The organism is Streptomyces sp. S3(2020), assembly GCF_013044505.1.
Classification (GTDB): Bacteria; Actinomycetota; Actinomycetes; order Streptomycetales; family Streptomycetaceae; genus Streptomyces.
Genome location: NZ_JABERD010000056.1, coordinates 1 through 21,819, shown reverse-complemented (window position 1 = coordinate 21,819; position 21,819 = coordinate 1). Strand labels below are relative to the sequence as shown.

General features: G+C 69.9%; 17 protein-coding genes. 10 read left to right on the top strand and 7 right to left on the bottom strand.

The genetic code is table 11. From position 1 onward, the window contains the following. Positions 1 to 208 precede the first annotated feature (208 nt). The 6 genes from HLK59_RS19655 to HLK59_RS19630 all read left to right on the top strand — a co-directional run bounded on the left by HLK59_RS19655 (position 209) and on the right by HLK59_RS19630 (position 10,162). Positions 209 to 1,414: a S8 family peptidase gene (locus tag HLK59_RS19655; protein WP_171142775.1), complete on the top strand. Its 1,206-nt coding sequence runs from the start codon at positions 209 to 211 to the stop codon at positions 1,412 to 1,414. A gap of 201 nt (positions 1,415 to 1,615) precedes the next feature. Further along, positions 1,616 to 3,700 (top strand): alpha-1,4-glucan--maltose-1-phosphate maltosyltransferase, encoded by a 2,085-nt coding sequence (locus tag HLK59_RS19650; RefSeq protein WP_171142774.1) that lies wholly within the window; start codon positions 1,616 to 1,618, stop codon positions 3,698 to 3,700. Further along, entirely contained in the window at positions 3,697 to 5,397 is a 1,701-nt protein-coding gene (treS, locus tag HLK59_RS19645) for a maltose alpha-D-glucosyltransferase (protein ID WP_171142773.1), read from the top strand. Before HLK59_RS19650 ends, treS begins: the two co-directional genes overlap by 4 nt. An 84-nt stretch (positions 5,398 to 5,481) precedes the next feature. Continuing rightward, positions 5,482 to 6,846 carry a maltokinase gene (locus HLK59_RS19640; protein WP_171142772.1) on the top strand — a complete coding sequence of 455 codons (1,365 nt, stop codon included), beginning with the start codon at positions 5,482 to 5,484 and terminating at the stop codon, positions 6,844 to 6,846. An 11-nt stretch (positions 6,847 to 6,857) separates the two neighbouring features. Next, positions 6,858 to 9,287 carry a 1,4-alpha-glucan branching enzyme gene (gene glgB / locus HLK59_RS19635; protein WP_171142771.1) on the top strand — a complete coding sequence of 810 codons (2,430 nt, stop codon included), beginning with the start codon at positions 6,858 to 6,860 and terminating at the stop codon, positions 9,285 to 9,287. A 65-nt stretch (positions 9,288 to 9,352) separates the two neighbouring features. Then, a complete protein-coding gene (locus HLK59_RS19630; RefSeq protein ID WP_171142770.1) occupies positions 9,353 to 10,162 on the top strand; it encodes a hypothetical protein in 810 nt (269 codons plus the stop codon). Here HLK59_RS19630 and HLK59_RS19625 read toward each other — a convergent pair. The 4 genes from HLK59_RS19625 to HLK59_RS19610 form a co-directional block, all read right to left on the bottom strand. Further along, positions 10,159 to 12,372, bottom strand: coding sequence for a UvrD-helicase domain-containing protein (locus HLK59_RS19625; protein WP_171142796.1), 2,214 nt, complete (start codon positions 12,370 to 12,372; stop codon positions 10,159 to 10,161). The genes HLK59_RS19630 and HLK59_RS19625 overlap by 4 nt on opposite strands. Positions 12,373 to 12,525: 153 nt before the next feature. Next, on the bottom strand, positions 12,526 to 12,840 hold the full coding sequence (locus HLK59_RS19620) for a thioredoxin domain-containing protein (RefSeq protein ID WP_171142769.1): 315 nt from the start codon (positions 12,838 to 12,840) through the stop codon (positions 12,526 to 12,528). Continuing rightward, the gene (locus HLK59_RS19615; protein WP_171142768.1) at positions 12,837 to 13,226 is read right to left on the bottom strand and encodes a MerR family transcriptional regulator; all 390 of its coding nucleotides are present in this window, start codon (positions 13,224 to 13,226) and stop codon (positions 12,837 to 12,839) included. The genes HLK59_RS19620 and HLK59_RS19615 overlap by 4 nt, the downstream gene beginning before the upstream one ends. 29 nt (positions 13,227 to 13,255) lie before the next feature. Continuing rightward, complete coding sequence (locus tag HLK59_RS19610) at positions 13,256 to 13,765, bottom strand: Lrp/AsnC family transcriptional regulator (RefSeq protein WP_206327329.1); 510 nt, start codon at positions 13,763 to 13,765, stop codon at positions 13,256 to 13,258. Between the two features lie 39 nt (positions 13,766 to 13,804). Between HLK59_RS19610 and HLK59_RS19605 the strand changes: the two genes are divergently transcribed. Both HLK59_RS19605 and HLK59_RS19600 read left to right on the top strand, forming a co-directional pair. After that, positions 13,805 to 14,725, top strand: a complete 921-nt coding sequence (locus HLK59_RS19605) for an NAD-dependent epimerase/dehydratase family protein (RefSeq protein WP_171142767.1) — start codon at positions 13,805 to 13,807, stop codon at positions 14,723 to 14,725. A gap of 1 nt (position 14,726) precedes the next feature. Continuing rightward, positions 14,727 to 15,623 (top strand): aldo/keto reductase, encoded by an 897-nt coding sequence (locus tag HLK59_RS19600; protein ID WP_171142766.1) that lies wholly within the window; start codon positions 14,727 to 14,729, stop codon positions 15,621 to 15,623. Here the strand turns inward: HLK59_RS19600 and HLK59_RS19595 are convergent. Continuing rightward, complete coding sequence (locus tag HLK59_RS19595; RefSeq protein WP_171142765.1) at positions 15,602 to 17,227, bottom strand: ATP-binding protein; 1,626 nt, start codon at positions 17,225 to 17,227, stop codon at positions 15,602 to 15,604. The genes HLK59_RS19600 and HLK59_RS19595 overlap by 22 nt on opposite strands. 124 nt (positions 17,228 to 17,351) lie before the next feature. Further along, entirely contained in the window at positions 17,352 to 17,966 is a 615-nt protein-coding gene (locus HLK59_RS19590) for a hypothetical protein (RefSeq protein ID WP_171142764.1), read from the bottom strand. 125 nt (positions 17,967 to 18,091) lie between these two features. Here HLK59_RS19590 and HLK59_RS19585 point away from each other — a divergent pair, with 125 nt between their 5' ends. Continuing rightward, the gene (locus HLK59_RS19585) at positions 18,092 to 18,709 is read left to right on the top strand and encodes a TetR/AcrR family transcriptional regulator (protein ID WP_171142763.1); all 618 of its coding nucleotides are present in this window, start codon (positions 18,092 to 18,094) and stop codon (positions 18,707 to 18,709) included. A gap of 108 nt (positions 18,710 to 18,817) precedes the next feature. On the opposite strand, the gene HLK59_RS19580 is transcribed toward HLK59_RS19585, so the two are convergent. Beyond that, positions 18,818 to 20,200 carry a cation:dicarboxylase symporter family transporter gene (locus HLK59_RS19580; protein ID WP_171142762.1) on the bottom strand — a complete coding sequence of 461 codons (1,383 nt, stop codon included), beginning with the start codon at positions 20,198 to 20,200 and terminating at the stop codon, positions 18,818 to 18,820. A 152-nt stretch (positions 20,201 to 20,352) separates the two neighbouring features. Between HLK59_RS19580 and HLK59_RS19575 the strand changes: the two genes are divergently transcribed. After that, a partial coding sequence (locus HLK59_RS19575) for a sensor histidine kinase (RefSeq protein ID WP_171142761.1) occupies positions 20,353 to 21,819 on the top strand: 1,467 nt, incomplete at its 3' end.

Here is a 21,819-nt window from a genome sequence, read left to right as displayed (position 1 = left end):
GGAGGTCCGGAAATCGCCGCAACCCTTCCGCGACCTTCGCGCGCCACCCATGGACGATATGGCCGATTCCACCCCCGTAGGCGTCCTTGTGGTGACTTCACACCCCACGAGAGGCTGCAACTGGCGTACCGGCCACGCCGGTCGACTCCCGGCAGAGCACATCGCACCACGGCCGCGGTACGCCGAGTCGAGGAGGGGAACTCACACCATGGCACGGACGCACACATGGCGTCTGCGCTGGGCGGGGGGCTTGACCGCGGTGACCTGTGCCGCCGCGCTTTCGGCCATCACCCTGCCCGCGCACGCCGCACCGGAGGGGAAGATACTCGGCGCCGGGGACCCCGGTTCCGTCGGGGGAAGCTATCTGGTGACTCTCAAGGGGGAAACGAAGGCCCCGTCGTCGGCGGGCAGGAGCCTCGCCGAGAGGTATGGGGCGAAAATAAGCCACACCTACGGCACGGTCCTCAACGGCTATGCGATCAAGGCCGATGCGAGACAGGCCAGACTGCTCGCCGCCGACTCCCGCGTGGCGTCGGTCACCCAGGACACCCGGGTGGCCCTGGAGCACACCCAGAAGAACCCGCCGTCCTGGGGCCTGGACCGCGTCGACCAGCCGAACCTGCCGCTGGACAAGAACTACACCTGGCCGGAGTCCGGGGGCGCCGGAGTGACGGTGTACGTGATCGACACCGGCATCCGCGTCTCGCACAAGGACTTCGGCGGACGCGCCAGTTACGGCTGGGACTTCGTCGGCAATGACAGGACGGCGAGCGACGGCAACGGCCACGGCACCCATGTCGCCGCGACCATCGCGGGCACCGGATACGGCGTCGCCAAGCAGGCCGAGGTCGTCGCCGTCCGCGTCCTCGACAACGCGGGATCGGGCACGACCGCCCAGGTCATCGCGGGGATCGACTGGGTGACCAAGCACGCGAAGAAGCCCGCGGTCGCCAACGTCAGCCTCGGCGGCTACCGCAACGCCCCACTCGACGCCGCCGTACGCAACTCGATCAAGTCGGGTGTCACGTATACGGTCGCGGCGGGCAACGACGCGCTGCCGGCGAGCCTCTACTCGCCCGCGAACGTCAAGCAGGCGATCACGGTCGGCGCGACCGACAAGAAGGACGCACGAGCGGACTTCTCCAACTTCGGCGCGGCCCTCGACCTGTTCGCCCCGGGCGTCGCGATCACCTCGGCGTCCAACAAGAGCGACAACGCCAAGGCCACCTACTCGGGCACGTCGATGGCGTCGCCGCACGCCGCGGGCACGGCCGCGCTCTATCTGGCCGACCATCCCAAGGCCACACCCGCACAGGTGTCCAAGGCCCTGGTCGCACAGGCGGTTTCCGGCAAAATCTCCGGCCGGGGGCTCTCTTCGCCGAACAAACTCCTCCAGGTCCCGACCTCTTGGTGACGGAGTTCAGGCACCGGCCCCGTTCCTCTCGAACGGGGCCGGTCTTGTGTGTAGACATACGCGTGAGTAGTTAACAAAGTGCCGGATTGCCCACCCGAATAGGGTGGGAAGGCTCCTCCGGTAAACCCCTCAGGAACACCACGCAGGACCCACCTCCCCACAGCCATCCGCCCACCCACGTTGACGCGGACAGGAGCGGTCATGCCCGCCACGCACCACTCGTCAGCACCCCCGACGGCCGGCACCGAGACACCCCCCGAACAGCGCTCGATCGACATCCAGCCACCGCCTCCGGAGCCACCCTCCACCGGCGACGGCATCGGGCGCATACCCGTCCTCGACGTCCGTCCGATCGTCCAGCGCGGACGCCGGCCCGCGAAGGCGGTCACCGGCGAGACCTTCGAGATCTCGGCCACCGTGTTCCGCGAAGGCCATGACGCGGTCGCCGCCAACGTCGTACTGAAAGACCCCGAGGGCCGCCCGGGCCCCTGGACCCCGATGCGGGAACTGGCCCCCGGCACCGACCGCTGGGGCGCCGACGTCACCCCCGACGCACCCGGTCACTGGACCTTCCACGTCGAGGCCTGGGGCGATCCGGTCAGCACCTGGCGCCACCACGCCCAGATCAAGATCCCGGCGGGCATGGACACCGACCTCGTTCTGGAGGACGGCGCGCGCCTGTACGAGCGGGCCGCCGACGGCGTCCCCAAGGGCGAGGGCCTGCGCAAGGTGATCCGCGCAGCCGTCTCGGCCCTCCGGGACGAGACCCGCCCGGCCGCGTCACGGCTGGCGGCGGCGTTGACGCCGGAGGTGGACGCGGTGTTGGCGCGGTATCCGTTGCGGGAGTTGGTGACGGTGTCGGAGGTGTTGCCGCTGCTGGTGGAGCGGGAGCGGGCGTTGTACGGGTCCTGGTACGAGTTCTTTCCGCGTTCGGAGGGCACGCCGGAGTGTCCGCACGGCACGTTCCGTACGGCGGCGCGGCGGTTGGGGGCGATCGCGGCGATGGGTTTCGACGTGGTGTATCTGCCGCCGGTGCATCCGATCGGGACGACGTTTCGCAAGGGCCCGAACAACACGCTGTCGGCGACCGCGCAGGATGTGGGGGTGCCGTGGGCGATCGGTTCGCCGGAGGGCGGGCACGACGCGGTGCACCCGGATCTGGGGACGATCGAGGACTTCGACTGGTTCGTGGGGCAGGCCGCCTCGCACGGTCTGGAGATCGCGCTGGACTTCGCGTTGCAGTGCTCCCCCGACCACCCGTGGGTGCAGAAGCATCCGGAGTGGTTCCACCACCGTGCGGACGGCACGATCGCCTATGCGGAGAATCCGCCGAAGAAGTACCAGGACATCTACCCGATCGCCTTCGACGCGGATCTGGAGGGTCTGGTCGCGGAGACGGTGCGGGTGCTCAGGTTCTGGATGGAGCACGGTGTGCGGATCTTCCGGGTCGACAATCCGCACACCAAGCCGGTCCTGTTCTGGCAGCGGGTGATCGCGGAGGTCAACGCCGGCGGCCCGGATGTGATCTTCCTGGCCGAGGCGTTCACCCGGCCGGCGATGATGCGCACCCTGGGCGAGATCGGCTTCCAGCAGTCCTACACCTACTTCACCTGGCGCAACACCAAGGAGGAACTCACCGCCTATCTGGGCGAGCTGTCCGGTGAGGCGGCCGCCTCCATGCGGCCCAACTTCTTCGCCAACACCCCCGACATCCTGCACGCCTACCTCCAACAGGGCGGCCGGCCCGCCTTCGAGGTCCGCGCGGTCCTGGCCGCCACCCTCTCCCCCACCTGGGGCATCTACAGCGGCTACGAACTGTGCGAGAACACCCCGCTGCGCGAGGGCAGCGAGGAATACCTCGACTCGGAGAAGTACCAGCTCCGCCCCCGCGACTGGGACACCCCCGACACCATCGCCCCCCTGATCACCCGGCTCAACGCGATCAGGCGGGCGAGCCCCGCCCTGCGCCAGTTGCGCGATCTCCACTTCCACCACGCGGACCAGGAAGCGGTGATCGCGTACTCGAAGCGGAGCGGCTCGAACACGGTTCTGGTGGTCGCCAACCTCGACCCTCACCACACCCAGGAGGCCACGGTCTCGTTGGACATGCCGCAACTCGGCCTGGAATGGCACGAGTCGGTGCCGGTGCGCGACGAGCTCACCGGCGAGACCTATCACTGGGGCAGGGCGAACTACGTGCGCCTGGAACCGGGCACTCGCCCCGCGCACATCCTCACCGTCCTGCGACCGTCCACCCCGCAGACCGGAGGGTCACCCACAACATGATCGTCAACGAGCCCGTCCAGGACACCTTCGAGGACACTCCCGCGAAGGACCGGGACCCCGACTGGTTCAAGCGTGCCGTCTTCTACGAGGTGCTGGTCCGTTCCTTCCAGGACAGCAACGGCGACGGCGTCGGCGACCTCAAGGGCCTCACCGCCAAACTCGACTACCTGCAATGGCTGGGCGTCGACTGCCTCTGGCTGCCGCCCTTCTTCAAGTCACCGCTCAGGGACGGCGGTTACGACGTCTCCGACTACACCGCCGTGCTGCCCGAGTTCGGTGACCTCGCCGACTTCGTGGAGTTCGTCGACGCCGCCCACCAGCGCGGCATGCGCGTCATCATCGACTTCGTCATGAACCACACCAGCGACCAGCACCCGTGGTTCCAGGAGTCCCGCAAGGACCCCGACGGCCCCTACGGCGACTACTACGTCTGGGCCGACGACGACAAGCAGTACCCCGACGCCCGCATCATCTTCGTCGACACCGAGGCCTCCAACTGGACCTTCGACCCGGTCCGCAAGCAGTACTACTGGCACCGCTTCTTCTCCCACCAGCCGGACCTCAACTACGAGAACCCGGCGGTCCAGGAGGAGATCACCTCCGCGCTGCGGTTCTGGCTGGACCTCGGCATCGACGGCTTCCGTCTCGACGCGGTGCCGTACCTCTACCAGCAGGAGGGCACCAACTGCGAGAACCTTCCGGCGACCCATGAGTTCCTCAAGCGGGTCCGCAAGGAGATCGACGCGCACTATCCGGACACGGTGTTGCTGGCGGAGGCCAACCAGTGGCCCGAGGACGTCGTCGACTACTTCGGCGACTACCAGTCCGGCGGCGACGAATGCCACATGGCCTTCCACTTCCCCGTCATGCCCCGCATCTTCATGGCCGTCCGCCGCGAATCGCGCTACCCCGTCTCGGAGATCCTCGCCAAGACCCCCGCGATCCCCTCCAGCTGCCAATGGGGCATCTTCCTGCGCAACCACGACGAACTCACCCTGGAGATGGTCACCGACGAGGAACGCGACTACATGTGGGCCGAATACGCCAAAGACCCCCGCATGCGCGCCAACATCGGCATCCGCCGCCGCCTCGCCACCCTCCTCGACAACGACCGCAACCAGATCGAACTCTTCACCGCACTCCTGCTCTCCCTGCCCGGCTCACCGATCCTCTACTACGGCGACGAGATCGGCATGGGCGACAACATCTGGCTCGGCGACCGCGACGCCGTGCGCACCCCGATGCAGTGGACACCCGACCGCAACGCAGGTTTTTCCTCCTGCGACCCCGGACGGCTCTACCTGCCCACCATCATGGACCCCGTCTACGGCTACCAGGTCACCAACGTCGAGGCGTCGATGTCCTCGCCCTCCTCGCTGCTGCACTGGACCCGCCGCATGATCGAGATCCGCAAACAGAACCCCGCCTTCGGCCTCGGCTCCTACACCGAACTCCCCTCCTCCAACCCCGCCGTCATCGCCTTCCTGCGCGAATACGAGGACGACCTCGTCCTGTGCGTCCACAACTTCTCCCGCTTCGCCCAGCCGACGGAGCTGGACCTGAGCAGGTTCAACGGGCGCAACCCGGTCGAGCTGTTCGGCGGGGTGCGGTTCCCGGCCATCGGGGACCTCCCGTACTTGCTGACGCTGGCGGGCCACGGTTTCTACTGGTTCCGGCTCCGCAAGGAAGCCCCCTAGCAGCCCGGGCGGGACGGTTTCCGCCGCCCCGCCCGGGGCACGCATCAGTAACACCCCGCCCACCCGGGGAAAGGACGCGACGCCATGTCGGAAGCCGTCATCCGTACTGCCACGACAAGTCCCGCCCTCCTCGCGTCACTTGATCCACTGCTGCGGGAGTGGCTGCCGCGGCAGCGCTGGTTCGCGGGCAAGGGTCGTCCGGTCACCGGGTTCTCGCTGGTCGCGGCCACGGCGGTGCTGCCGGCCGACGGGCAGCTGGGTCTCCACCACCTGCTGGTGCGCGCCGAGCAACCCCGCACACAGGGTGACTGCTACCAGCTCCTCATAGGTGTGCGCGAGGCGCTGCCACCCCATCTGGCGCCCGCGCTGATCGGCCATATCGAGGAGGGCCCGCTCGCCGGACGCACGGTGTACGAGGCCCTGTACGACCCGCGACTGACCGAGGTGATCTTCGAAGCGTTGCGGGGATCCCAGAAGCGCATCGGCGAGCTGTGCTTCAAGCGTTCACCGCGCCGGCCGCGGATGGAGAGCGGCCTGGTACCCCGCCTCGTCTCCGCGGAGCAGTCCAACTCCTCGATCGTCTATGGAGATACGTTCATCCTGAAGCTGTTCCGCCGGGTCCTGCCCGGCGTCAACCCCGACGTGGAACTGCCCCTGGCGCTGGAACGCGAGGAATGCCGACAGGTGCCGGCACCGGTGGCCTGGATGTTCACGGAGGTGTCCCAGGAACCGTACGTCCTGGGCGTTCTCCAACCCTTCGTCCAGGGTGCGACGGACGGCTGGGAGCTGGCGCTGGACATGCTGGCCAAGGGCGAGGACTTCGCGGCGGAGGCACGGGCCCTGGGACGGGCCACCGCCGAGGTGCACACGGCACTGGCCCGCGCGCTGCCCTCGGTGACACTGGGCCACGCACAGCTGGGCGCACTCGTCGACGGCATGATCGAGCGCCTGGAGGCGGCCGTGCAGGCGGTGCCCTCGCTGCGTCCGTACGCCCCCGGGCTGCACTCGGCGTTCACCGCGCTGGCCGACCTGGCCGCGGAGGGCCGCACCTGGACGGCGCAGCGCGTGCACGGCGATCTGCACCTCGGCCAGTGTCTGCGCTCGCCCGCCGGACAGTGGTCGCTGATCGACTTCGAGGGCGAGCCGTCGAAGCCGCTGGCCGAACGGCGGATGCCACAGCCTCCGGCGCGGGACGTGGCGGGCATGCTCCGCTCCTTCGACTACGCCGCCCTGTCGGCCGATCCCCCGATGCCGGGCTGGGCCCACGCCTGCCGGGCCGCGTACTGCTCCGGGTACGCCGAGATCGCCGGTGCCGATCCGCGCACCGACCCCGTGCTGCTGCGGGCCTACGAGACGGACAAGGCGATCTACGAGGTCGTCTACGAGGCCCGGCACCGCCCCGACTGGCTGCCCGTACCGATGGCCGCGATCCAGCGGTATGCGACATAGGAGGCTCCCCCGTGACCCCCCGCCCCCCGTCCAGCGATCAGGATCCCGAGAAGTCGGCCAAGAAGGCCGCGAAGAGCGTGAAGAAGGCCGCCACGAAGAAAGCGACAGCCAAGAAAGCGACAGTGAAGAAGGCGACGGCGGACAAACCGACGGCCAGGAAGACAACCGCCGGGAAGACCCCCGCGAAAAAGCCGGCCCTGAAGAAGACGGCCCCCGAAAAGGTCTCCGCTTCCCCGCCGGAGGCACCCGTGACGGTCTCGCCGACCGTCCATGCCGACGACCGCCATCGTCTCCTCACCGGCACCCACCACGACCCGCACGGAGTGCTCGGCGCCCACCCCGTGCCCGGCGGCATCGCCTTCCGCGTCCTCAAGCCGTACGCGCTCTCCGTCACGGTCGTCGCCGGAACCCTGCGGGTGGAGCTGCACGACGACGGCGACGGGTTCTTCTCGGGCCTGGTGCCGCTGCGGGAGGTCCCCGCGTACCGGCTGCTCGTGGCGTACGAGGGAAGCGTCCAGGAGACCGAGGACGCGTACCGCTTCCTGCCCGCGCTGGGCGATCTGGACCTGCATCTGATCGGCGAGGGCCGGCACGAGCAGCTGTGGACGGCGCTCGGCGCCGAGCCGATGACCCACCAGGGCGTGACCGGCACCCGCTTCACGGTGTGGGCGCCGAACGCGCGCGGGGTGAGCCTGGCCGGCACCTTCAACTTCTGGGACGGCACCGGGTATCCGATGCGCTCCCTCGGCTCGTCGGGGGTCTGGGAGCTGTTCGTGCCCGGTATCGGTGAGGGCGAGCTGTACAAGTTCGCGATCACCCGGCAGGACGGTTCGAAGACCCTGCGCGCCGACCCGCTGGCCCGCCGTACCCAGGTCCCGCCCGACACCTCGTCGATCGTGCACGCCTCGCACCACGAGTGGCACGACGACGCGTGGCTGGAGCGGCGCGCGGACACCCCGGCGCACGAAGGGCCGTTCTCGGTGTACGAGGTCCATCTGGCGTCCTGGCGACCGGGGCTGACGTACCGTCAACTCGCTGATCAGCTCCCGGCGTACGTCAAGGACCTCGGGTTCACCCATGTCGAGCTGATGCCGGTCGCCGAGCATCCCTTCGGCGGCTCCTGGGGCTACCAGGTCACCGGGTTCTACGCCCCGACGGCCCGCCTGGGCACCCCCGACGACTTCAAGTACCTGGTGGACGCCTTCCACCAGGCCGGTATCGGCGTGCTGATGGACTGGGTGCCGGCCCACTTCCCGCGCGACGACTGGGCGCTGGCCGAGTTCGACGGGCGGCCCCTGTACGAGCACGAGGACCCGCTGCGCTCCGCGCATCCCGACTGGGGCACCCTGGAGTTCGACTTCGGCCGCCGCGAGGTGCGCAACTTCCTGGTCGCCAACGCCGTCTACTGGTGCGAGGAGTTCCACATCGACGGGCTGCGGGTGGACGCGGTCGCCTCGATGCTCTACCTCGACTACTCACGCGAGCCGGGTCAGTGGCTGCCGAACGAGCACGGCGGCCGGGAGAACCTGGACGCGGTGGCGTTCCTCCAGGAGATGAACGCCACGGTCTACCGGCGGGTTCCGGGCGTGGTGACCATCGCCGAGGAGTCGACGGCCTGGGACGGCGTCACCCGCGCCACCCACCACATCGGCCCCGGCGGCTTCGGCGGACTCGGTTTCGGCCTGAAGTGGAACATGGGCTGGATGCACGACTCCCTGGGCTACGTCCAGCACGAGCCGGTCCACCGCAAGTACCACCACCACGAGATGACCTTCTCCATGGTCTACGCCTACAGCGAGAACTACGTCCTGCCCATCTCCCACGACGAAGTCGTCCACGGCAAACGCTCCCTGGTCTCCAAGATGCCCGGCGACTGGTGGCAACAACGCGCCACCCACCGCGCCTACCTCGCCTTCATGTGGGCCCACCCCGGCAAACAACTCCTCTTCATGGGGCAGGAGTTCGCCCAGGGCGCCGAATGGTCGGAGGCACACGGCCCCGACTGGTGGCTCCTCGACCCCGGCTACGGCGCCGAGGCCGACCACCGGGGAGTGCGGGACCTGGTCCGTGACCTCAACATCGTCTACCGCCACACCCCGGCGCTGTGGCAACAGGACACGACCCCCGACGGCTTCCAGTGGATCGTCGGAGACGCGGCCGAGGACAACGTCTTCGCCTTCCTCCGCTTCGACGCCGCCGAAACCCCCCTTCTCGCCGTCTCCAACTTCTCCCCCGTCGCCCGCCACGACTACCGCCTCGGCGTCCCCGACTCCATCCCCGCCTGGCACGAGACCCTCAACACCGACATCGCCAAGTACGGCGGCGGCGACCTCACCAACCCGGACATCATCAAACCGGACGCAACCCCCTGGCACGGCCGCCCGGCCGGCATCACCCTCACCCTGCCGCCACTGGCAACGGTGTGGCTACGACCCGAGTAGCCGGGAGCGACTGTCTCTAGAGTGAACCGGGTCCACGTCGGTGCTCCACGGGGGAGTCGAGGCCCATGCGATCCGGAAGCACGCGCGGGGCGGCCCCGGCCGCCCTGCTCTGCGCTGTCGCCGTACTGCTGCTCGGCGCGTGCGGAACACAGGTGGCCGGCCGGGAGACCTCACCGTCGGCCACCGCGCTCCCCTGGACACTGTCCGCACCCATCCGGACCACCGGCGCCGAACTCGCCGACGACCAGCGGACGTTGACCATCTCCTCGGACGTGCCCAGCGGCCCGAACCCCTGCGTGCGACACCTCAAGGCGGTGCTCACCGAACCCGTGGCGAACAGCGTGCGGGTCCAGGTCACGTTCGACTCGCCGTCGGGCGACCGGCGTTCCGGCTGCACCGGGACGACCACGGCGAAGACACGGGTCAGGCTCCCCGAGCCGCTGGGAGACCGGGAGTTGGTGGTCGGCATGAGCACCGTGTTCACCACCGAGGGCGCCCATCTGCCCGCGCTGCGCCTCTGCGGCGACCTCGGCTGCACCCCTCCGGCCACCGGCTGCACCGCACCGTCCTACGAGCAGGCGCTGAAGGAGATCGGCGCACCCGCCCACACCTACCGGAACGCGGAGCACTGCGACGGCAAGTGGCTGGTACTGGACTTCTCCTGGCGCGCGGGCCCGGCCTGCGAGGACACGACGACCGGAGCCTGCAACTCCCACGTGAGCGACCGCTGGTTCTACAAGGCCGGGAAGTCGGGCTGGAAGTCCTTCTTCCGTACGGCGGCGGGGGGCTGCCAGGGCGTGCAGGACCGAGAGCCGGCCTTCCCGACCGCCCTGTGCGCTTCGCTGGAGCCCCTCTCCCCGTCGCCCTCTCCCTAACCGGCCAACGCCTTCGGCAGTCGGCCGGTGTGCAGCACGCCCAGCCGTTGGGTGGCCCGGGTGAGGGCCACGTAGAGGTCACTCGTGCCGTACAGCCCCGGCTCGACCACAAGGACGGAGTCGAATTCGAGGCCCTTGGACTGCCGCGGGTCGAGGAGGACGACGGTCCGGGTGAGGTCGGGCTCGGCGCCCGCCGTCACCCCGTCCAGCCGGGGCGCGATCCTGCGGTGCAGATGGCGTGGGGCGATGACCGCGAGCCGGCCCTCGGCGGGGGTCAGCTCCTCGACCGCCTCGGCCACGGCGCCGGGCAGGTCGTCGGTGGCGCGTACCCAGGGCCGTACCCCCGTCGATCGGACCGAGCTCGGCGGTTCGAAGTCCGGGTCCTCCGCCCGTACGACGGCCGCCGCGAGCTCCATGATCTCGGCGGGCGTGCGGTAGTTGACAGCCAGGCGGGTGTGGTCCCAGCGGTCCTCGACATACGGTTCGAGGATCTTCCGCCAGGAGCCGACGCCTGCCGCCTCCGCGGTCTGCGCGGGATCGCCGACCAGGGTCATCGAGCGGGTCGGGCTGCGCCGCATGAGCAGCCGCCAGGCCATCGGCGACAGCTCCTGCGCCTCGTCGACGATGATGTGCCCGAAGGCCCAGGTCCGGTCGGCCGCCGCGCGCTCGGCGGCGCTGCGGTGGTCGTCCTCCTCCTGTCGCTCGGCGAACCGTTCGGCGTCGATGATGTCGTGCGCGGAAAGGACTTCGGAGTCCTCGTCGTCGATGTCCTCGAACTCGTAGGTGCGTGAGGCGTAGGAGACGTCCAGCACGCCCTGCGCGTAGGCGACCTGGGTCTCGCGCTCGCGTTCCGCCCGGGCCCGCGCCAACCGCTCGTCCACGCCGAGGAGTTCGGCCGCCTCGTCGAGCAGCGGTACGTCCGCGACGGTCCACGCCCGGGTCACCGGGCGCCGGATCGCGGCCGCGTCCTCGTCGGGGAGGTGACCCACGGGGTCGGCGAGGAAGTCCGCGACCAGGCGCTGCGGGGTCAGACGGGGCCACAACTGGTCGATGGCGGCCCAGACTTCACGGTTCTCGGCGATCTCGTCGCGGATCTGTGTGACGTCGCTCGGGTCGAGGAGGCTCGTGCCGTCGTACGGATCGGTGCCGACGCGCTCGGCGTACAGCTCGGTGAGGGTGTTGAGGATGTGGCCCTCGAAGTGCTCGCGGGCGACGTTGTGCGGCAGTCCGGCCTCGCGGGTGCGTTCGCGGGCGACCCGCACCAGATCGTCGTCGAGCATGAGGATCTCGCGTTCGTGCTCGATCGCGATCACCGGATCGGGCAGCGACTGCCAGTCGCGTACGGCTGCGGCGAGGACGTCGGCCATCGCGGCGCTCCCCTTCACGGCGGCCGCCTCGCGGGTGTCGGTCGCCTTCGCCTTCACGCCGGGGAACAGTTCGCCGACCGTCGCGAGCAGCACGCCCGTCTCGCCCAGCGAGGGCAGCACCTCGCCGATGTAGCCGAGGAAGGCGGGGTTGGGGCCGACGATCAGGACGGCACGCTTGGCCAGCAACTCCCGGTGTTCGTAGAGGAGATACGCGGCCCGGTGCAGTGCGACGGCCGTCTTGCCGGTGCCGGGGCCGCCCTCGACGACCAGTACCCCGCGGTGCGGTGCGCGGATGATCTCGTCCTGCTCGGCCTGGATGGTCTGCACGATGTCGTGCATCCGGCCGGTGCGGGCGGCGTCGAGCGCGGCGAGCAGTACGGCGTCACCGGTCGGGTCCTCGTGGCCGGTGCGGGTGGCGTCGCCGAGGTCGAGGATCTCGTCGTGCAGGGCGGTGACCTCACGGCCCTCGGTGGTGATGTGCCGGCGCCGCCGCAGGCCCATCGGGGTGTGGCCGGTGGCCAGGTAGAACGGCCGGGCCACGTCGGCCCGCCAGTCGATGAGGACCGGAGTGCGCTCGGCGTCGTCCCTGCGCAGCCCGATCCGGCCGATGTGGTGGCTGGTGCCGGAGGTCAGGTCGATCCGGCCGAAGCACAGCGAGCCGTCCACCGCGTTGAGCGCGGCCAGCAGCCCCGAGCGTTCGGCGACCAGGATGTCCCGCTCCAGGCGGGCCTGCATGGGCGTGTTGCCCTGGGCGAGCGCGTCGGTGACACCGGCCTCGGTGTCACCGCGCAGGGCGTCCACGCGTGCATACAGGGTGTCGATGAATTCCTGCTCACCGCGAATTTCATCGCTGTTTGACAATTCCACTCCCACGCCGATATACTGTGCCTACTGAGCTTCTCCGCGACCGAATTCCCGTAAAGTCGCGAACCATTGAGTGTAAGCAGAGAAATCCCCCCGGCGCAATTGCCGAGGGGATTCTTTCGTTGTGCGGAATCAGATCACGTCGGCCAGTTCCTCCAGCAGACGGCGCTTGGGCCTGGCTCCCACCATGGACTTCACCGGCTCACCGTCGCGGAAGACCATGAACGTCGGCATGGAGAGAACCTTGTAGGCGTTCGTGGTCAGCGGATTGTGGTCCACGTTCAACTGCACCACCTTGAGCCTGTCGGCCTCCTCCTCCGCGAGAGCGTGCAGCACCGGCTTCATCTGCCGGCACGGCGGGCACCAGTCCGCCGTGAACTCGACCAGCACCGGCACATCGGACCCGATCACTTCCGCCGCGAAATCCGCGTCCGTCACATCGATCACCGTTCCTGCCCTCCCAGTTCGCACAAAGGTGGTTCGTCCCCGGACATGGCCGCGAGGCGTACGCCGATCCGCGCCCGCACGGTTCGCAGTTCGCCGATCAACTCGTCCAGCTCCGTCAGCTTGCGCCGGTAGACCGCGAGCGACGCGGGGCACGAGTCGCCCTCGGGATGCCCGGACCGCAGGCACTCCACGAAGGGCCGCGTCTCCTCCAGGTCGAACCCGAAGTCCTGGAGCGTCCTGATCTGCCGCAGCAGCTTCAGATCGCTCTCGTCGTACGCCCGGTACCCGTTGTCGCCGCGCCGCGCGGACAGCAGCCCCCGGGACTCGTAGTACCGCAGCGTCCGCGTCGTGGTCCCGGCCCGTGCGGCCAGCTCGCCGATTCGCATGCGTACGAACGTAAGCCTTGACCCCGACGTCAAGGCAACAGGGGTTTGCGCTCCACGGGAGAGGTGAGCACGATCGAGGTGGTCGTGCGGCCGAGCGCGGAGACCGCTTCGAGGACCTCCTCCAGATGGACCGTGTCGCGGACGGCGACCTTGAGGATCCAGCAGTCCTCGCCGACCACGTGGTGCACCTCGGTGATCTCCGGGCGTTGGATCAGCTCCAGGGTCCTCGGGTGCTTGAGGCTGTAGCCGCCGTGCGGACTGACCCGGATGAACGCCTGGATGCCGTAGCCGAGCCGGGCGGGGGCGACATGGGCGCCGTAGCCGCTGATCACGCCCGCCGCCTCCAACCGTCGTACCCGCTCGGTGACCGCCGCCGGACTCAGCCGCACCCGGCGTCCCAGCTCGCTCAGCCTGATCCGGCCGTCGCTCTGGAGGAGCTCCAGGATCTGCCGGTCCAGCGCGTCGAAGGCCACCGAGGTTTCATCGGCGCTGGCGCGCAGATGCCGAGGTTCTTTTGGTGCGGCTGCCTGAACTCCCATGGTTCCCCCTTCAGAACGTGGATGTACGCCGGGAGAATTATGGTCATGGAAAAGGCACGGGAGATACTGGTCATCGGCGGCAACCGCTATGTCGGCAAGCGGCTCGTCGCGCGGCTGCTGGCCGCCGGGAACCGCGTGACCGTACTGAACCGGGGATCCTCGCCGGCACCGCCGGGCGCGACCCATGTGGTCGCCGACCGGAACGACGAGAAGTCCCTGACGGACGCGCTCGGTTCACGCCGGTTCGACGTCGTCGTCGACCAGGTCTGCTACACCCCGCGCCAGGCGGAGACCGCCCGCCGGGTCTTCGCGGGGCGCACCGGACGCTATGTGATGACGTCGACGGTCGAGGTGTACGAGTACGAGGACTCCATCGCGCTCGTACGGGAGGACGCCGTCGACCCGCTGACGGTGTCGGTCGATGTCGAACTCCCCTGGGACGACCCGGAGTTCCTGGAGTCCCACTACGGCGAGGGCAAGCGGCAGGCGGAGGCGGTGTTCGCGGCCGCGCCGGACCTCCCGTACACGGCCGTCCGCGTGGCCCATGTGCTGGGCGGGGACGACGACTTCACGGGACGCCTCGGCCACTACGCCTCCCGCATCCGCACCGGCGAGCCGATCGCGGTGCCCTTCTCGAACCAGCCCGCCACCTACATCCATGTCGAGGAGATCGCCGACTTCCTCGCCTGGGCGGCCGGCGAGGAGTTCACGGGCCCGGTCAACGCGGCCTCCCACGGCCTGCTGAGCACCGTCGAGCTGTGCGAGGCGGTGACCGCGCACCTGCCCCGGGGCAAGGTCGTGCTCCAGCTCGTCGAGGTCGGCGAGGTCTCGCCGTTCTCCTTCACCCGCTCCTACGGCATGGACAACTCCCGCGCCACGCGGCTCGGTTTCTCCTTCGGCGACGTACGGCGGTGGCTGCCCACGGCGATCGCCGAGACCCTCGGGAAGGACGGCGACTGACATGCGGTACCGCACACTCGGCGATCTGCGGGTGAGTGCCGTCGGGCTGGGCGCGATGCCACTGTCCCTGGAGGGCCGCCCGGACGAGCGGCGGGCGCTGGCCACCGTGCACGCGGCGCTGGAGGCGGGCGTCACCCTGCTGGACACGGCGGACTCGTACCATCTGCCCGGCGCCGAGCCCGGCCACAACGAGCTGCTGGTGGCCCGCGCCCTCGCCACGTACGGCGGCGACACGTCCGAGGTGCTGGTGACGACGAAGGGCGGCCGGGGCCGCCCGGCCGACGGCAGCTGGACGGTGACGGGCGACCCGCACCGGCTGAAGCGGGCCGCCGAGGGCTCCCTGAAGCGGCTCGGCGTCGAGGCGATCGGCCTCTACCAGCTGCACAAGCCCGACCCTGCCGTGCCCTTCGAGGAGTCGGTCGGCGCGCTGCGGGAGCTGCTCGACGCGGGCAAGATCCGCCTCGCCGGGATCTCCAACACCGACGGGGAGCAGATCCGTACGGCCCGCGCGATCCTCGGTGAGCGGCTGGTGTCGGTGCAGAACCGGTACTCGCCCGCGGTGCGCGACAGCGAGGCCGAACTGCGGCTCTGCGCGGAGCTCGGTCTGGCGTTCCTGCCGTGGAGTCCGCTGGGCGGTATCTCGCGCAGCGCGCTGGACGGGCCGTCGCGGCTGCCGGGAGCGGGCCGCTTCGGCGCCTTCCACGAGGTCGCGGCCGAGCGCGGGGTGAGTGCCCAACAGGTCTGTCTGGCCTGGCTGTTGGCGAAGTCCCCGACCGTGATCCCGATTCCGGGGGCGAGCAGGCCGGAGACCATCCGGGACTCGGCGGGTGCGGCGGACCTCGTGCTGGGCGCACGGGAGCTGGCGCGGCTGGACGGTCAGCGCAGCGGCGGGTCGTAGCGGCCGGGAGGCATCCCCGGATACCGCGGGTGCAGACCGGGCCCCGGACGCAGGTCCCTGACGACCCGTACCCGGCCGCCCTCGTCGTCGCCCCCGTCATCGCCCTCGTCGCCGCCCATCCAGTCCTCGTCCTCGATGTCCTCGGCACCCCGCACCCCCAGCAGCCGCCGGGTGAGCCGGTCTCCGTCGGACAGCAGTTCGTCGAGGGCCTCGCGGACGTCCCGCGGTTCCGTGCGCGCCGACTCCCGTTCGGCGGCGATCAGCACGGAACGCCGTACGAGCTCCTTGGTGAAGGAAGCCGTCGTGCCCTCCGTACGGACCACCACCTCCTCGGCGATCTCCTTCCCGAGGTCGAGTCCGCCCCCGTACAGCGCCAGCAGGGCTCGGCGGCCCGCGGCGTCCGGGAGCGGGATCTCGACGGCGAGGTCGACCCGGCCGGGGCGCTGCACGAGGGCGGGTTCGAGGAGGTCGGCGCGGTTGGTGGTGAGGAGGAAGGTCACGTCGGCGTCGTCGCCGAGGCCGTCCATCTCGTTCAGCACCTGGAAGAGCAGGGGCTGTTCGCCGCCGCCGTAGTCGCGGGACTCGGCGATGAGGTCGCAGTCCTCCAGGACGACGAGGGCCGGCTGGAGCATCCGGGCCAGGGCGCAGGCCGGGCCGATGGCCCCGATGCTCTCGCCGGACAGGACCACCACCGTGAACTGCGGGAGGTGGGAGAGGAGATAGCGGATCGTGTGCGTCTTGCCGGTGCCGGGCGGGCCGTACAGCAGCAGGCCCCGGCGCAGATGCTGGCCGGCCGCGCGGAGCTGTTCGCGGCGCCGGGCCACGCCCACGACCTGGCGCTCCACCCGCTCCAGGAGTCCGGCCGGCAGCACGATGTCGGTACGGGTCAGGTCGGGCCGGCGGTGGAAGCGGAACGGGCCGAGACCGTGGCCGAACTCCGAGCCCTCGAAGGAGAGGACCTGGCCGCGGAAGACGTTGTGCTCGCGCAGGAGCGAGTCGATCTCGGCGAGGAAGCGGTCCCCGAACTCCTTCTCCGAGGCGAGGACTTCGAGTTCGACCTTGTTGCGCCCGTACTCGTCCTGCGGGCCGCGCAGCAGGACGGCGAACCGTTCGTCGCCCTCGGCGCCGAGGTAGAACCCGCAGGAGACACAGGCCAGTTCCTCGTCCGGGGAGACGGGCAGGTGGGCGTAGTCGACGGCGCCGATCACGAACCGGTCGTAGCGGTCGGCGGCTTCGATGATGTCGCCGAGGGTGAGTTCGCCGTGGTGCTGGGCGCCCCTCATGCCGATCAGTTCGTGGGTCCGGCCGGCCGCGGCGAACCAGCGCTCCAGGGCGAGGTGGACGTTGGGCAGGTCGAAGGAGGCGTACGCCGCCTTCACCACCGGGCGGTCCGTCGGCGCCGAGCCCAGGTGGTCACGGAGCCGCTTGGCGAGGTCTCGGCTGCCGTCGGCGTCGGTCCGCTTGGGACGGGCGACCGCCGTGAGGAACTCGTAGAACAGCTCGTTGACCCGGTCGAGCGAAAGGGGCGAGGGCTCGCGGCCCTCCCCGTACCTCGCCTTGTACTCGTCGTTGCTGAGGATCTCCGCCCCACCGGGTTCCCCCATGTCCGCCTCCGCGTCGCTCCGCCGTACGCACCGAGGTTCTCCAGCCTGCGCCCCGGCGGGCCGCGGGTCAAAGCATTTGGGGCAAGTGGTCGTGAACAGACCGGAAAGGGGCGGAAGGCGTCACTCAGGCGGCGTCGAGCAGGGCCCGCTCCTCGTCGGTGACCCGGTTGAAGCAGTCGTCTTCCGTGGCCATGACGCTGGTGAGGCTCCGGGACCCCAGGTCGCTGTGCCGGGCGTGGAGCGTCCAGCCCCGCTTCTCGTAGGTGGCCACGACGTGGGTCCCGTCGTCTCCGACCGGCGCCTCCGTGAACGGCTGGGCCCGTCCCCAGTCCCGCGCCTCCAGGCCGGACAGCACGGCGTCGAACGTGCGACGCGCCCCGGCGGGGTCGTTCGTGGAGAAGGACGCCTTGCCGTCCGGCGACCACAGGACCACGCAGGGTGACAGCCGGGCGATGAGGGCGGCCACCTTCCGCCGCTCCTCGGCGGTCGCCGCACCGGCCGAAAGACCGCCGCCGTCGGGATACCCCGCCTCCGTCCCGCCCTTCGGCAGCCCGGCGGCCGCGACGGCCTTCTCCACGTCCGCCCGCACCGCCTCCTGACCGAAGGACGCCGGGGAGGAGGCGGCCGAGGCGGAGGTGGCCGAGGCGGAGGGTGCTTCGGCGCCGCCGCATCCGGCGGCGAACAACACCCCGGCCAGGGCGGCGGACGCCCGTCCGGCCCTGGTCACAGTGGTACGCATGTGCTCTTCCCGGTCGCTGGATCGTCTGCGGATCCCACGCTTGCACAACGCTGTGCATCTATGCAACGCGGCACCATGCGCACATATTGCACAGTGCAGTGCAAGTCCATACGGGAGAAGGCACAATGGCAGCCATGACCACGGGTAACACCAGCCGCGCCGACGCCAACCGCCGCCGCATCCTCGACGTGGCCCTCGCCGAGCTGCTGCGCGATCCCGACGCGTCCATGGACCAGATCGCGCGCGCCGCGGGAGTCGTACGGCGAACCGTGTACGGGCACTTCCCCAGCCGTGAGGCGCTGATGAGCACGCTCGTCGACGGAGCCGTGGAGGCGGTGGCGGCCGCGCACGCGGCGGGCCGCGAGGGCCTGGAGGAACCGGCTCAGGCGCTGGCCGGATCCACGCTGGCCGTCTGGGAGGTCGCCGACCGCTACCGCATCCTGGTCGCGCTGGCCCAGCGCAGCGTGACGACGCAGGGCATCCGGGAACGTCTGGCACCGGTGCGCGAGTCCAGCGAGGAGCTGCTGCGGCGCGGTCTGGAGGAGGGCGCGTTCACCTCCCCACTGCCCGCGCCGGCTCTGGCGTACGTCCATGAACAGCTGGTGTTCGCGGTGATGGAGGCGGTGAACGACGGCCTCCTGGCAGCCGAAGAGGCGGGCCGCTCCGCCGCGGTCACCGTACTGACCGCGGCGGGCGTACCCGCCTCTCGTGCCACCGAGCTGGTGGCGAAGCTGAGCGATTGAGCTGTACTGCCTCGGAGCGTTGCCCGGGCGGCTGAGCGACGGGGGAGCAACTCAGCCGCCCGGAGTCTGTGCCCTCGCGGGACCGGGCCTCGGCTCTGGGCCTCAGCTCTACGCCTTCGCAAGTTCCTTCTCGCCGCCCTGCTCCGGCACCTCCGCGGCAGCGGCCCCGTGGCCGTCGTCGAGGAGGGTCTTCTCGTCGAACGGGAAGTGGCCGCCGAGGACCTGGTCGACGCGCTCGCGGTCGATCTCCTTGGTCCAGGTGCCGATCAGGACCGTGGCGACGGCGTTGCCCGCGAAGTTGGTGAGGGCGCGGGCCTCGCTCATGAAGCGGTCGATGCCGACGATGAGGCCGATGCCGTCCACCAGGGCCGGCTTGTGCGACTGGAGACCGCCGGCCAGCGTGGCCAGACCGGCGCCGGTGACACCGGCGGCGCCCTTCGAGGCGACGAACAGGAAGAGCAGCAGCGGGATCTGCTCACCGATCGACATCGGCGTACCCATGGCGTCGGCGATGAACAGCGAGGCCATGGTCATGTAGATCATGGTGCCGTCGAGGTTGAAGGAGTAGCCGGTCGGGACGGTGATGCCGACGACGGGCTTGCTGACACCGAGGTGCTCCATCTTCGCGATGAGCCGCGGCAGCGCGGACTCGGAGGAGGAGGTCGACAGGATCAGCAGGAACTCACGGCCGAGGTACTTGAAGAGCGTGAGGATGTTCATCCCCGCGACCACCCGCAGCAGCGCGCCGAGCACGATGAAGACGAAGAGGACGCAGGTGGTGTAGAAGCCCAGCATCAGGATGGCGAGATCCTTGAGCGCGTCCACGCCGGCCGAGCCGACGACGGCGGCGATGGCACCGAAGGCACCGATCGGCGCGGCCCACATGATCATGCCGAGGATGCGGAAGACGAGGCGCTGGATGTGCTCGACACCCCGCAGGACCGGCGCACCGGCGGAGCCCATGGCCTGGAGCGCGAACCCGGCGAGCAGCGCGATGAGCAGGGTCTGGAGGACCTCGCCCTCGGTGAACGCGGAGACCATCGTGGTCGGGATGATGCCGAGCAGGAACTCGGTGGTGTCCTTGGCCTCCGCGTCGACCTGCGCGTGGCCGACGTCCTTGACCGCGTCGGTCACCGCGAGGCCGGTGCCCGGGTCCAGGAGGTTGCCGACGATCAGGCCGATACCCAGCGCGACCAGCGACATGACCATGAAGTAGGCGAGCGCGATACCACCGACGGCACCGACCTTGGCGGCCTTCCGTACCGAACCGATACCGAGCACGATCGTGCAGAAGATGATCGGCGAGATCATCATCTTGATCAGGCTCACGAAGCCGGTGCCGATCGGCTTCAGCTCGACGGCGAAGTCCGGCGCGATCATGCCGACGCCGATACCGAGGGCGACCGCGACGATCACCGCGATGTACAGATAGTGGGTGCGGTCCCGCTTGGCGGGCGCGGCAGGTGCGGTCTCGGGGGTGCTGGCGGCCACGGCTGCCCTCCTTTGACGTCTTCGTCGGTTGTCACCGGCGTGCGGCTCACGTCCGGGCTTTAGAGGAATGCCGTGACTATCTCCCGCCCTGTGAGGGCGGTCACCCTTCCGTTCATTTAGTTCACACTTAACCTCGGAGGCACACTGACGACATGCGCATCCCTGTCCCGAGACCCCGCAGCCTGGCCGGCCAGCTCTTCGGCATGCAGGCCGTGCTCATAGCGGTGCTCGTCGCCGGGTACGCCCTGTTCACCTACGTCAGCGACCGCAGCCAGGCGGAGGAGGCGGCAGGCCGCCAGGCGATGGCGGTGGCGCGTACGGTCGCGGACTCCCCGTCGGTCCGGGAGGCGATCGCCACGTCCGACCCCTCGGCGCGGCTCCAGCCGTACGCGCTGCGGGTGATGAACGACGCGGAGGTCGACTTCGTCACGATCATGAACCTCGACGGCATCCGCTGGACCCACCCGAACAAGGACGAGATCGGCCGCAAGTTCCTCGGTCACATCACCCCCGCACTGGCGGGTAAGTCCTTCACCGAGACCTACAAGGGCACCCTGGGCCGTTCCGTCCGCGCGGTCACCCCGATCAAGGAGGGCGACAAGGTCGTCGGCCTGGTCAGCGCCGGGATCAGGGTCGAGGCGATCAGCCAGCGGGTGCAGGGCCAGCTGACCGCGCTGCTCGGGGTCGCGGGCGGTGCGCTGGCGCTCGGCGCGGTGGGCACGTACGTCATCAACGCCCGTCTGCGCCGCCACACCCACAACATGAACGCGACCGAGCTCAGCCATATGCACGACTACCACCAGGCCGCGTTGCACGCGGTGCGCGAGGGGTTGCTGATGCTGGACGGGCAGTACCGGGTGGCGCTGATCAACGACGGCGGCCGGGAACTGCTCGGTGTGGCCGACGACGTGATGGGCCGCTCGGTGGCGGAACTGGGTCTGCCCGCGCCCCTGACGGGTGCGCTGCTGGCGTCGGAGCCGCGGGTGGACGAGGTGCAGCTGACGGCGGACCGGGTCCTGGTGATCAACACGTCACCGGTGTCCGGAGGAGACCGCCGGGGCACGGTCGTGACCCTGCGCGATGTGACCGAACTCCAGTCCCTGATGGGCGAGTTGAACTCCGAGCGCGGCTTCACCCAGGCGCTGCGCTCGCAGGCGCACGAGGCGGCGAACCGTCTCCACACGGTCGTCTCACTGATCGAACTGGGCCGCGCGGAGGAGGCGGTGGACTTCGCGACGGCGGAACTGGAGCTGGCCCAGGCGCTCACCGACCAGGTGGTGGCGGCGGTGAGCGAACCGGTGCTGGCGGCTCTGCTGCTCGGCAAGACGGCCCAGGCGAACGAGCGGGGCGTCGAGCTGGTGGTGTCGGAGGACAGCCGCCTCGACGACGGCCTGCTGCCGCCGTCCCTGCCCCCGCGGGACCTCGTGACGATCCTCGGCAACCTGATCGACAACGCCGTGGACGCGGCGCAGGGCAGCGTGGGCGCGCGAGTGACGGTGACCGCGTACACGCAGGCCGACGAGCTGATCCTGCGCGTCTCCGACACGGGCGGGGGCGTGGATCCGGCGCATGCGGAGGCGGTCTTCCAGCGAGGCTTCTCGACGAAGCCGGCGGGGCCG